Source organism: Dietzia sp. UCD-THP (genome assembly GCF_000349585.1).
Lineage (GTDB): Bacteria > Actinomycetota > Actinomycetes > Mycobacteriales > Mycobacteriaceae > Dietzia > Dietzia natronolimnaea_A.
Map to the genome: position 1 here is coordinate 1 of NZ_AOSR01000027.1, position 12,207 is coordinate 12,207.

11 protein-coding genes are annotated in these 12,207 nt (G+C 69.2%); 3 read left to right on the forward strand and 8 right to left on the reverse strand.

The window, feature by feature from the left end:
* Positions 1–153: 153 nt before the first annotated feature.
* A complete protein-coding gene (locus H483_RS23790; RefSeq protein ID WP_238556217.1) occupies positions 154–642 on the reverse strand; it encodes a nuclease-related domain-containing protein in 489 nt (162 codons plus the stop codon).
* Between H483_RS23790 and H483_RS39965 the strand changes: the two genes are divergently transcribed.
* From H483_RS39965 to H483_RS23800, 3 genes are all read left to right on the forward strand, one after another.
* On the forward strand, positions 532–765 hold the full coding sequence (locus H483_RS39965; RefSeq protein ID WP_238556220.1) for a hypothetical protein: 234 nt from the start codon (positions 532–534) through the stop codon (positions 763–765). The genes H483_RS23790 and H483_RS39965 overlap by 111 nt on opposite strands.
* A 604-nt stretch (positions 766–1,369) precedes the next feature.
* Positions 1,370–2,620 (forward strand): LLM class flavin-dependent oxidoreductase, encoded by a 1,251-nt coding sequence (locus tag H483_RS23795; protein ID WP_017835764.1) that lies wholly within the window; start codon positions 1,370–1,372, stop codon positions 2,618–2,620.
* Entirely contained in the window at positions 2,617–3,318 is a 702-nt protein-coding gene (locus tag H483_RS23800; RefSeq protein ID WP_017835765.1) for a CE1759 family FMN reductase, read from the forward strand. The genes H483_RS23795 and H483_RS23800 overlap by 4 nt, the downstream gene beginning before the upstream one ends.
* Before the next feature lie 54 nt (positions 3,319–3,372).
* Here the strand turns inward: H483_RS23800 and H483_RS23805 are convergent, their stop codons facing one another.
* From H483_RS23805 to mca, 7 genes are all read right to left on the reverse strand, one after another.
* Positions 3,373–4,425, reverse strand: a complete 1,053-nt coding sequence (locus H483_RS23805; protein ID WP_017835766.1) for a hypothetical protein — start codon at positions 4,423–4,425, stop codon at positions 3,373–3,375.
* Positions 4,426–4,507: 82 nt separating this feature from the next.
* Positions 4,508–6,136 carry a glycosyltransferase family 39 protein gene (locus tag H483_RS23810; RefSeq protein ID WP_017835767.1) on the reverse strand — a complete coding sequence of 543 codons (1,629 nt, stop codon included), beginning with the start codon at positions 6,134–6,136 and terminating at the stop codon, positions 4,508–4,510.
* 14 nt (positions 6,137–6,150) lie between these two features.
* Positions 6,151–7,617, reverse strand: coding sequence for a glycosyltransferase (locus H483_RS23815; protein ID WP_017835768.1), 1,467 nt, complete (start codon positions 7,615–7,617; stop codon positions 6,151–6,153).
* The gene (locus H483_RS23820) at positions 7,602–8,939 is read right to left on the reverse strand and encodes a hypothetical protein (protein ID WP_031264542.1); all 1,338 of its coding nucleotides are present in this window, start codon (positions 8,937–8,939) and stop codon (positions 7,602–7,604) included. Before H483_RS23820 ends, H483_RS23815 begins: the two co-directional genes overlap by 16 nt.
* Complete coding sequence (locus tag H483_RS23825) at positions 8,939–10,855, reverse strand: hypothetical protein (RefSeq protein WP_017835770.1); 1,917 nt, start codon at positions 10,853–10,855, stop codon at positions 8,939–8,941. The genes H483_RS23820 and H483_RS23825 overlap by 1 nt, the downstream gene beginning before the upstream one ends.
* Before the next feature lie 98 nt (positions 10,856–10,953).
* Entirely contained in the window at positions 10,954–11,277 is a 324-nt protein-coding gene (locus H483_RS23830; RefSeq protein WP_017835771.1) for a hypothetical protein, read from the reverse strand.
* Positions 11,274–12,197, reverse strand: a complete 924-nt coding sequence (gene mca / locus H483_RS23835) for a mycothiol conjugate amidase Mca (protein ID WP_017835772.1) — start codon at positions 12,195–12,197, stop codon at positions 11,274–11,276. The genes H483_RS23830 and mca overlap by 4 nt, the downstream gene beginning before the upstream one ends.
* Positions 12,198–12,207: the final 10 nt, after the last annotated feature.

Sequence of the window (12,207 nt, forward strand, 5' to 3'; positions counted from 1 at the left end):
CACCCCACACGGCCCCCTGGCCCAGGCCCGAGACCGGATCCTCGACCACCGATGGCGCCACCACCTCGACCGCCTCATCACCGACGACGGCCACCTCACCAACCCACCCGGCGCCCACCGCCCCCACCCCGCCTGACAGGGTCCTGATCGGGTTCAGCGTTGCCACGTCGTGGATCGTCTGGCGACCTCGTGGATCGCGTCGATCTCGCGCAATCCCAGTCGCTGCGGCTGCGATGTGAGATATCGCCTGATGCCGCGCCTGGTCACCACCGTCACAGCGCCATCTCTCGGCTGGTTCTTCACGGTGAATCCCCGGCGTGCTCCCACCACCGCGATCACCCCGGTGACCGGCACCGGAAAGCCGACATGCTCCGCCAGCAGACGGGATGCGCGCCTTGCCTCATGCCGACTGTTGCGGATGTACGGAACCCGACTGCCGTTGACCATGAAGGTGTCCCCGCCCACCCAGATCGAGGCTTTGGGGTGATTCTTGGAGTTCACGGTAAACACGCCACCCGGTCCGATCACCACGTGGTCGATATCGGCACCCCGCTCCCCCACGCGCACGGCGTGCAGGATTCTCCACCGAGCATCCAGTGCGGCCAGCTGGTCACCGACCGCCTGCTCACCATCCGCACCGATGCGCCACGCGCGCTCGTCCGTCTTCGCATCGAAGACCCGGGCGAGAATGTGGCGCACCATCCCCTGAGCCTCCCGTTCGGCGAGAGCCCGCTCGCGGGCGGCCGCCCCCGCGCGAGTGCCTGAGAGATCGTGCCACCTCAGCCCGGATCCGGTTGACGGCGCTGTGGTCAGGGGCGGCGCTGTGGCCGGAGGTGGAACCGGGGCAGTCGCCGCGACCGGCCCCGGCGACAGTGATAACGGTGTCGGGGATGGCGGTGTCGGGAGCGTCGGTGGCGCCGCCGGGGCCCCGGCTGGAGACGGCGTCGGTGAAGCGTTCCCCTGAGGTCGCCGGTCCAACTCTCGCACTGACCTCCCGTCCGGCCGGGAGTCCATGTGGTCCTCGATCGCCTTGCGCAACAGGGGCAGGTTGCTGAGGTCATCGGAGTGGTAGCGGCCGGTGGCGAGATCGAGGTATCCCAGGTCGGTTCCGCCCGGGGTCGCGGCGTAGAGCCTGTCGTGGCCGAAACGGACCCACCTTCGGACGATCCACTCGGTCACGGCGCCTCCTGTTGACAGTCGCAGAATCCTCACACCCCGACGCCCCGGTTCGTGGCGGAACGCGCGATTCGTCAAGCCCCCCGAGTGATACGGAATACTCCGCTCCCCCCTGTTGTTTGACATGTCAGCAAGTTAGGATGGAACGCATCAATAAGAGGTAACGCTCCAACAGACTGAAAGGCTCGCCGTCATGCAGTTCGGGATCTTCTCCATTGCCGACATCACCCCCGACCCCCACACCGGGCAGGTGTCCACCGAGCACGAGCGCCTCGAAGCGGTAGTCGAGTACGCGATTCAGGCTGAGCAGGTCGGCCTGGACGTCTTCGCGCTGGGCGAGCACCACAACCCGCCCTTCGTGACGTCCTCCCCCACCACCACCCTCGGCTACATCGCGGGGAAGACCTCGGACATCATCCTGTCCACCGCCACGACGCTCATCACCACCAATGACCCGGTGAAGATCGCCGAGGATTACGCCATGCTCCAGCACCTGGCCGGGGGCCGGGTCGACCTGACGATGGGGCGCGGCAACACCGGACCGGTCTACCCGTGGTTCGGCCAGGACATCCGGCAGGGACTGCCGCTGGCGATCGAGAACTACGAGTTGCTCCACCGCCTGTGGCACGAGGACGTGGTGGAGTGGGAGGGCAAATTCCGGACCGCCCTCCAGCAGTTCACCTCCACCCCGCGCCCGCTCGACGGGGTCGCACCCTTCGTCTGGCACGGGTCGATCCGCTCGCCGCAGATCGCGGAGCAGGCCGCCTACTACGGTGACGGGTTCTTCCACAACAACATCTTCTGGCCGATCCACCACACCAAGCAGATGGTCGAGCTCTACCGCCGCCGCTATGAGCACTACGGCCATGGCGCGGCCGATCAGGCGATCGTGGGCCTGGGCGGTCAGTTCTTCGCGCGCCCCAACAGCCAGGACGCCGTGAACGAGTTCCGCCCCTACTTCGACAACGCACCGGTGTACGGCCACGGCCCGTCGCTCGAGGACTTCACCGCCCAGACCCCGCTGACCGTGGGCTCCCCACAGCAGGTCATCGACCGCTACCTGACCATGCGCGAGCACGTGGGCGACTACCAACGCCAGATGTTCCTCATCGATCACGCCGGACTGCCCCGCAAGACCGTCCTGGAGCAGATCGAGATCCTCGGCACCGAGATCGTGCCGGTCCTGCGCCGGGAACTCGACGCGAAGCGGCCGGCCCACGTGCCGGACGGACCGACCCACGCAGCCCGGGTCGCCGCACGCGACGCCGCACTGGCCGCCGAGGGCGAGCCCGCCTACTCGGACGCCTACCGGTTCGGCACCGGGGACAACTGGACCGGCCTGACGGTCGAGGGCGGACAGCGCGCGCAGGAGCAGTCACTCGCGCGCGCCCGCCGCACCGAGTCCCGTCTCGCGCAGGCACCGGCCGGAAGGAGCAACAAGTGACCCCCACCCACTCGCCCGACGCCCGCCCGCTGCGGCTGGTCGTGGTCTCGGCCGGCACCTCGGTGCCGTCGAGCACCAGGATGCTGGCCGACCGGCTGACCTCGGCCACCCGTGAGGCCCTGATGCGTCACGGTCAGGACGTCGACGTGACGGTCCTCGAGGTCCGGGGGCTCGCCCACGAGGTCGTCGACGCCACGCTCACCAGGTTCCCCGGTGACACCCTGCGCGCGGCTCTCGAGGAGATCGGCCGCGCGGACGGGGTGATCGCGGTGACGCCGACCTACAACCAGTCGTTCTCGGGCCTCTTCAAGTCCTTCTTCGACGTCATCGACCCCGGAACGCTGGCGGGCGTCCCGGTGGCGCTGGGGGCGACCGGCGGCACCGTCCGGCACTCGCTGGCGATCGACTTCGCGCTGCGCCCGATGTTCGCGTACCTGAAGGCCGACGTGGTGCCGACCACGGTGTTCGCGGCGTCCGAGGATTTCGGGGCGGTCGCCCCGGGTGGCGAGGGCGAGTCGCTGTCCACCCGCGCGCAGCGCGTCGGCACGGAACTGGCCGACTACATGCTGCGGTTCGCCGGGGTGGCCCCCGGTGCAGTGGCGCCGACCCGGGCGGATGCGGGCCGGGGCAGGAGGAACGACGACGACGAGTTCGGCGACTTCGTCCCGATGGGCGATCTGCTCGGTGGGGCGAACTGATCCCGTGAGGCTGCCTCGTCTCGCCGGTGCACCCGGCCCCGTGGCGCGCGCGACCTAGTTCCGCGCGATCTGGGGCAGCGCCCTGATGGGGTCATCCGGGCCGATGTCGTAGGTGCACTCGTTCGGCCTGGGGTCGGGCACGAACGCCCACAGCATGGCTCCCGCGGCGCCCATCGCCTCGTAGTCGTCGATGCGGTCGCCGATCAAGTCCGCGCGGTCCTCGAGCGACAGGCAGGAGCCCGCGGCGATCCCGAGTTCGGTCACCACGAGCGGCTTGTCGGTCTGCGCGAGGCGCAATGGCAGGAATCCCGCGTTGTCGTAGTCGTGATACTGGAGCACGTCGACGTACGGGGATTCGGCGATGAGCCTGTACCCGTCGGCCACCAGGCCGCACTGGTCCCCACCCAGGAGGCCGGCGGTGATGAGTCGGCCGGGGTCGCGCTGCCTGATCAGCTGCCCCACCTCGTCGGTCCACTCACGCAGAACCTGCGCGGAGTCCGCCGGGCAGGTCCGGTACTGCCAGTGGCAGTCGGCCGTTCCGCAGACCGCGGTCTCGGGCTCGCCGATCGGCTCCCACGCCGCGATCGCCGGCGAGCCCGACCACCGTTCGACCGCGGTCGTGACCCAGTCGCGGTAGCTCAGTGGCATCGCCGTGGGTTGTTCCCAGCCGTCCAGGTACCAGTCGCGGTCCTTGTACTGCTCGTCCTCGCAGGCGCCGTCCTGGCCCACGAGAACCGGGATCACCATCTGATCGTGGCGCTCCGCGGCGGCGAAGACCGCGTCGATCGGGGCGAAGTCCAGGGCCCCGGTGAACTTGTTCACGGCGAGCTGTTGGAAGACGTTGAATCGCGTGGCGGCACCGTCCGGAAGTGAACCGAAGTACGCGTCGAGGTCGACCATCGCGCCGCATCCCCGGTTGACGCTCCAGTCCGTGGCCAGCTGGTAGGCGTTGAGCCCGGTGGGCCACCAGGGTTGGCCGTCGAGGTGGAGTTCTCCTCCGGAGACCGTGGCGCGATGCGGCTGCACCTGAGATCGCGAATCCGGTGGCGCCGCGCAGGCCAGCGTCATGACGAGCACCAGTAGTCCCACGAACGGAGCGGTCTTCATGAGGCGACGATAGACGACCTCTGTTCGAGAATTAATGAATTTTTCTGTGCATTCATACCCGCCGTTCAGACTCGCCGCCGACCTAGTCGAACACCCGCCATAGTCTCCAGGTCGGGCGGTCACTACCGGAGTTGACCACCTCGAACTCCAGGCTGCCGAGCTGGGCCCCGTTCTCGTGGACGGTCGGATAGCGGAGGTTGAGCGCGTCGGAGGTGCCACGCCCCTCGGCGGGCACCGTCAGCAGGAACTGGACACCGTTGGCCGCCGGGTCGTTGAGGATCTCGACGAAGTCGCGATCCGAGGGGATGACGAACTGTTCGGGCCTGGTGGTGGAGGCGATGATCGGGAATCCGTGGACCGTGTCCATGATGACGGCCCCGTCGGGGAGTCCGAGGGAGTCCAGATAGTCGGCGAGCCGGCGTTCGGTGTCGAACGACGCGACGATGGCCTCCTGTTGCAACCTGAGTTCCGGAGACCTGTCACCCGACTCGGGCAGGATCACGGCGTGCAGGGCGTGCTGCTCCTGGGACAGCGACGGGGACACCATGGCCACCGCGCTGAACGGGACTCCCGCCGCGAGCAGGAGGAGCATTCCCGCCGGGACGACTCGTCCGCCGGCGAGCCGGTCCTGCGTTCTCGCGGTGGCCCGGGGTCCGGGCCGTCGGGTGGTCATGACGCCACCGCGGGGGACGCAGAACACCGCCAGGACCACAAGCAGCGGTATGGCGCTGATATAGAACCTCAGGAACGGGAAGGTCATACCGCGGAGATAGGTGAACACCGCGAAGCCCAGCACCGCCACCAGGACCACCGCGGCCAGCGGTTCGGGGTCCCGACGGCGTACCGCCAGGACCACGCACACCAGCAGGACCACACCGAGCGCCGGGGCGAGCACCACGATCTCGGCCGCCGAGAACTCGAGGGCCGACAGCCCCCCGGTGGAACCCCCTCCGGACTGTTCGAGGATGGCCGCGTTGCCGTAGCGCGAGGAGAACTGCGCGAGTGCGCTGCCGGTCACCAGCCAGCTGGTCGCCGCCCACACGAGGAACGCCAGTGCGGTGGGCGCGGCGAGGATCACGCCGTCGAGAATCGCCGTCTCGGCCCTGCGGCTGCGACGGTACGACACCACCACGACGACGAGGGTCGCGGCGCCCGAGGCGGCCAGCGCATCGTAGCGGGCGAGGTAGGACATCCCCAGCGCGAACCCGGCCACCATCAGATCGTGGACGTCATCCGTGGTCATCCACCGCACCAGGCGGCGCACGGCCCACACCACGAAGAAGACGAACAGGGCCTCGCTCATGCCGTTCGCGCCGTAGTAGACGATCATCGGGTGCAACCCGAAGACCATGGTGACCCCCCAGGTGAACCAGGCCGGGCACCGGCGTTCGGTCGCGAGTGCGTGGATCTGGGTGACCGCGGCCGCCATCGCCGGCGCGCTCACCGCCACCGCGGTCAGGCTCCACCTGGTGAGGCCCGGGAACCACCCGGACAGACTGACCAGCGGGAGCTGGGCGAGCGCGGTGAGCGGGGTGAAGATGAAGCCGATGGCCGCCAGGTGCGGGTCTCTGGACAGCAGCGCGGTCCGGGTGTCGGCCACGCGGCTCAGCGCATCGCCCTGCAGGTAGTTGGCACCGAGGGCCAGGAAGAGCCCCACCGCCAGGTACAGCAGCGTGAACGCGCAGAAGACGGCGACGGGACGGGATCTCACGAGGCCAACCCGTGTCATGACGCCAACCCGTGCACGGTCTTCTCCCAGTAGGAGGGGTTGGCGAACAGCTGGTAGGTCCCCTTGATCGCGGCGATCGACATGAGCACCCAGTACAGCGGGACGGTCAGGCACGCCCACCACAGCGCCGCGTTGCCGGTCTCCCGGCACGCGATGAAGTTCGAGTAGAGGATCGTCGAGTTGCCCAGGACGAGGCAGATCAACGCGGGGAAGTACACGTAGGCGGGGAAGACCTGCGCGATGATCGCCGGCTGACCGATGATCCAGGACAAGGTGATGAGCCAGAACACCATGTTGAGGCAGGCGATCACGGGGGTTCCCGCCAGCAGGGTGGTGAAGCGGAACATGCTCACCGTGCCGAGGGTGCGCCACAGCCTGACCGGCTGACGCATGTGCACCAGCCAGGTCTGCAGGTACCCCTTGTACCAGCGCGAGCGCTGCCTGATCCAGTTGATCGGATCAGGGTTGGCCTCCTCCAGGGTCGTGGAGTCGAGCACTGCCGTCCGGTGTCCACGGGCGGCGATCCGGACACCCAGATCGGCGTCCTCGGTGACGTTGTACGGGTCCCACGCCCCGATCTCGGTCAGCACGTCCGCCTTGATGTGGTTCGACGTGCCGCCCAGCGGGATGGGCGAGCTGGATTTCATCAGCCCGGGCAGGAGGAAGTTGAACCACAGGGCGTAGTCCGCGGTGAACCACGCGGTGAGCATGTTCTGCGACCCGTTGTGAAACGCCAACTTGGCCTGGACGCACACCACGTCGTCGTCAAGATCGGTGAAGGCCACCGCCACGCGCCGGAGCTGGAGGGCATCCGGGCGGTCCTCGGCGTCGAAGATCGTGATGATCTCGCCGGTGGCATAGTGCAACGCGTAGTTACAGGCCTTGGGCTTGGTGCGGGGGTCGGCCGGCGGGATCCGGAGGATCTGACACACCTCCCCCAACCCCGCCGCCTCCGCGGCGTCGATCGTCACGTCGTCGTCGGCCTCGAGCAGTAACAAGACCTCCAGCTTGTCCGCCGGGTAGTCGATCGAGCTGACGGCGTCGATGAGGTCGCCGATCACCTCCGGTTCGTTGTACGCGGGCACCAGGACCGTGTAGGTGGGCAGGTCGGAGTCCGGCACGGCGAGGGCGCGATCGTCCTCCACGTGGAGGATCGACTCCCGCGCCAGACCACGCCCGAGCAGGAGGAGGCGATCGCCGAGCGTGATGAGGTAGACCGCCGTGCTCACCGCCGTCAGTGCGATGAGGGTCGGCGTGGTCGCCAGGACCAGGGCGAGGATCAGCACGGCGATCCCGGCGAGCCCGGCCCACTTCTGCCACGGCACGAACGGCACCGCCGCCGAGGCCAACGGGTCGCGTTCGAACAACCCGTGCACGGCGTCGTGGAGCGCGGCCTCGCTACGGCTCGCGTCCGGCTCGGCGGACTCGGAGGTCGCCGCCGCGGGATCTACTCGTCCGTCCACTGCGCCTCCACGAGATCGGTCGCGAGCTCGGTCAGCATATCGAGGTCCTTCTCCTGGGGGTCTGTGTCGATGACCGCGCCCGCGCCGCGCAGCAAGAGGTTGAGCAGGCGGGAGAACGACCGGGTGCCCGGGACGGCCGGGGGGAACTCGGCGTCGAACTCGTGGTTGTCCACGGTGATGAGCGTGACGCGTTGGATCCTGTCCCCCGACCGTGTCCAGATGAACGACATCACGCTCCAGGTGAGCAGGTTCTCGTCGTCGATCACCGTCCGGTACCGCGCGGTGACCCCTCGATTTAGTGGCAGCTCCCGGGGCGGGCTGACCCGTGCCGAACTGAGATCGAACATCATCTCCAACGGGAACACCTCGAGCACCCCGGGATCCTTGACGGTCAGCGTCTGCACCGCGGCGACCCTGGGGCGCAGGAGTTCGTCCCAGTCCGCCCGGACACGCGTCGCCCTGATCATCTGGCGCTCCAGCGTGGCGGACGGCCCGAACATCCGCTCGGCCCACGGGTAGTCGATCGTCTCGAGCTCCTGCCAGCCCGGGGGGAGTATCTGCCCCGACCCGCTCGAGGCGTCGGGCCCCGGGGACAGTCGTTCATCGATCCCCGCCGGCAGCGGCGCAAGGGCGAGGAGCACGGCCACGACGGTCACCAGAGGTGCGCTGCGCCACGCCTCACGCGGAGAGACCACCAGCGAGGGCAGGGGTCGACCACCCGACCGTTGACCATTCGCTGAGCCGGCCCCGCGGAGGCGGCGCAGTGCCGGTGGACCGAGGATCGCCAGCGGCCCCACAGACACCACCAGCACCATCACCAGCACCTGAGCCCACCGGTCCCCACCCAGGGCGAAGACGAAGAGTCGCAACGCACCCGGAGTCGCGACGGTGAGCAGCAACCAGGAGGGCCAGTACCGGAAGGTGCGGCGTGTCCCGAAGAAGAAGACGGACCCGCCCAGGAGGAAGAGCCAGGCGGCAACGAGATCCAGATGCAACAGGACGTAGCTGTCCGCGTACCTGGGCAGCACGAGCCACTGGATCATCAGCGCGATCGCCAGGATGATCGTCCCCGCGATCTTGTCGCTCTGCCGGTCGTGGATGGGCAACTCCGGCCGGCGCCGCAGGTGCAACGCCACTGCGGTCAGCACGGCGCCGACGGGGGCGGCGAGAACGACCTCGCTACCGGAGCCCGCCATCACCTCCCCGGCGATCCGCGCCCACGTCTGCCAGAACCCGGCGGCGGCGAGCACGACGAGCAGCGCCCATCTCGCGACGTGGTCCGCTCCCTCGCCCAGCACGACGCGGCGAACAGGGGCGGGCATCAGCGCCGCGGGCTGACCCGACGGCGCCGGGTGACAGCCCAGACGATCCCGGCGATCGCGGCCCCCGCCAGCGTGACCGCCAGACCGATGATCAGCGCGGTACGGACACCGCCGGTGCCCTCGTCCTGGCTGATGTCCACATCGACCGCCGCGGCCGTGGACAGTTCGACCGGCTCGCGGTCCGGCGCGGTGAACAGGACATTGCCGGCCAACATCGACCACCGACCCGGTTCGGCGTCCAACCATTCCAGGGTGCGGTCGAGCTCGGCCGACCCGGAATTCGTCGAGGCCACCAGTAGCGCTCGGTCGCCGTCCTGGACCACCTGCATCGACGCGAAGTCCACGTCCTCGTAGAACCGTAGGGTGGCCGGCTGGCCCTCCCGCGCCCCGATGACCTCCAGCGTGCGGCCCCCGGTCAGGGTCAGGGGCAGGTCGAGATCGGACGGGACGGACTCGGACGTCACGAGAAGTCCCGGAACGTCCCCTTCCACCAGGGTGTCGGTACTGACCCACTCAGGCAGCAGAGGAGTGGCGGACAGCGTCTGCAGTTCGGCGAGGATCGCCACCGCCCGTGCGGTGTCCTCCAGCGAACCGCTGCCGGTGGCCACCTGCAGGCGGGGCAGGAGCGCCTGGGGCAGGGAGCCGAACCCGGCGGGAGCGGGGGTAGCCGGGTCGGAGAGGCGGATCCGGGAGGATCCATCGATGATCATGGTCAACGGCTGGAGGACGCCGCACGCCGCGCCCGCGCCCGAGGTCTGCAGAGAGACGGTGATGTCGGTGTACCGGTTCAACGCGCCGGCGGGAACGGTCACGGTGCGGTCGAAGGACCCGGTCGGGTCGGCGGTCCAGGAGTCCAGCACCGTCTGACCGGCCGAGGCCACGAGCAGGCCGCTGCGATCGGACGGGGGCGGCGAGTACGACCCCACCAGATCGACCGCCACGTCCCCGGTGACCTGGCCCAGGCTGGTCTGGTCCAACCCGAAGCCGGCGGTGACGGAACCGACCGACCGCGCCGAGCGCGATCCCAGTCCGAGTTCGTCGAGGGTCGCCTCGGTCACCAGCGCGCGGGGCGCCGGGGTCGACGAGTCCAGGGTGGCCGAGCCCGCGACCGCGAGTGACCACAGATCGCTCGTCACCGACCGCATCTGGCGACCGAGGCTGGCGGAATCGCCCGTGATCTCCACGGTGGGGACGGCGTCGTCGGTCAGGTCGATCCGGGACTCGTCGGCTTCACGGATCTCCGCTCGGCGGGTGAAGGGCGAGGCCTCCGGAGCCCTGGACCCCGACGCAGGGAGCACCTCGATCTCCAGACCCGTCCGCCCGAACCTCGACGAGGCAAGGAGGGCCAACGCGGCAGCGGCCTCCGACTCGGCGAAGGTCGGCTCGTCCGGGAGGTAGATCTCCAGTCGCTCCAGGACCGGAGGGACGAAGTCGGCCAACACAGTGGGGGCCTCGGGCTCGCCGGCGAAGTCGACCTCGGTGTCGCGCAGCTCCAGGGGCCGGTCATCCCAGTCCGGGCAGGCCTCCCCGCGGGAGTGCAGGACGGTCCGCAGGGTGAGGTCCAGCACGCCGTTGAGCACCCGCCCGCGATCGAGCGGGATGGTCACCCGCTGCGACTCAGCGTCCGGCCCCAGCTCCTCCCGGCCCAGCAGCAGGTCACCTGACCACGCCTCGAGATGCCCACGCTCGAGGTCCACCGGGAGCTGGACCGTGGTGCTCAGGGTCCGGGGGGTCAGACCCTCGGGGACGGATATCGCAACCGGGACCTCGGCGCTGCGGTCCGGGAACGAGAGCACCTCCGCGACCCCGAGTGTGGGTCCGTCGACGACGGTCTGGGCGCCGACCGGGGCCGGGGCGGCGAGGGCGGCGGCCAGCAGAAAGCAGGCGGAAACACGAAGTGCGAGGGGCGCGGACACGGGTGATGACACTACCCGGCGATCGGGCTCATGGCCTGGGATCCGGCCGGGCTGCCCACCCACCCTCCCCTGTCAGATGCGGTAGGCCGCAGGCGCGGTCAACGAGGGTCGGCGGGTGCGCCCGGTGCGCCCCCCTCGACCCCCGCACGGTCAGTGCCCTCGTCGGCCAGCTGGTCCGGCTCGGGATGATCGGTGTCGAAGGTCTCGGGCAGGTTCTTGATGTGCTTGTTCATGTTGCGGATCAGCAGCACGGTGGCCACCAGCAGCAGCAGGACCACCGGTATCCCGATCGGCGAGGCCTTGCCGAACTCCGGCCCCATCGGATGGTCGTTGTACCCCGGGGTGCCCGGCGACTGGTTCTGTGCGAAGACCATCACCGCCTGGTGCGCCAGGATCTGGACGTCCGGTCCCAGAGTGATCATCGCGGGTCCTTCGCTGTGCTCGGTCCGACCGGCAGCGGGACGTACGGGTCGACGCCCTCGAACAGGTCTGACTCGTATTCTCCCTCAGCTCGCGCCGGTACGGCCACCCGGCTTGCCGCGAGTTCGAACTCCTCGGTGGGCCACACCCGCTGCTGCATCTCGACCGGGGCCGCGAAGAACCAGCCGTTGGGGTCGATCTGCGTGGCGTGGGCCAACAGCGCCGAATTGCGTTGCTCGAAGTAGTCGGCGCACTCCACCCGGGTGGTCACCCGCTCCATGATGTCGGGACGGTCGCCCCAGCGAGAGAGGAACTCGGCGAAGTGCCGGACTCCGTCGCGCGCGAACAACTCCTCGTCGAGAAGTTCCAGACGGCTCTTGGGGAAACCGTGCGTGTAGTAGACCTTAGCCACCGCCCACGGCTCGCCGGTCCCGGGATAGCGGGCGGGGTCCGCTGCGGCCTCGTAGGCGGCCATCGACGCCGAGTGCACCTTCAGGTGATCCGGGTGCGGGTACCCACCGTTCTCGTCGTAGGTGATCATCACGTGCGGGCGGAACTCCCGGATCCGGGCGACCAGGGAGCGGGTGACCTCGTCGTCGTCGGCAAGCGCGAAACATCCGGGAGGCAACGGCGGCAACGGGTCACCCTCGGGCAGACCCGAGTCCTCGAAGCCCAACCAGTGGTGCTCGACGCCCAGGATGTCGGCCGCGCGGGCCATCTCCCGGCGTCGCACACCGACGAGGTCGGCCACGACGTCGGGGCGGTCCATCGCGGGGTTGAGGATGCTCCCCCGTTCCCCGCCGGTGCACGTCTCCACCAGCACGGTCACACCCTGGGCCACGTACTTGGCCATGGTCGCGGAGCCCTTGGACGCCTCGTCGTCGGGGTGGGCGTGCACCGCCATCAGCCGGAGACCGGCCATCGTCGCACCT

Excerpts from the sequence above, each read along its gene's own strand:
- H483_RS23830 (WP_017835771.1), bottom strand. The coding sequence starts at position 11,277 with ATGATCACTCTGGGACCGGACGTCCAGATCCTGGCGCACCAGGCGGTG.
- H483_RS23805 (WP_017835766.1), bottom strand. The coding sequence starts at position 4,425 with ATGAAGACCGCTCCGTTCGTGGGACTACTGGTGCTCGTCATGACGCTG.
- H483_RS23820 (WP_031264542.1), bottom strand. The coding sequence starts at position 8,939 with ATGCCCGCCCCTGTTCGCCGCGTCGTGCTGGGCGAGGGAGCGGACCAC.
- H483_RS23795 (WP_017835764.1), top strand. The coding sequence starts at position 1,370 with ATGCAGTTCGGGATCTTCTCCATTGCCGACATCACCCCCGACCCCCAC.
- mca (WP_017835772.1), bottom strand. The coding sequence starts at position 12,197 with ATGGCCGGTCTCCGGCTGATGGCGGTGCACGCCCACCCCGACGACGAG.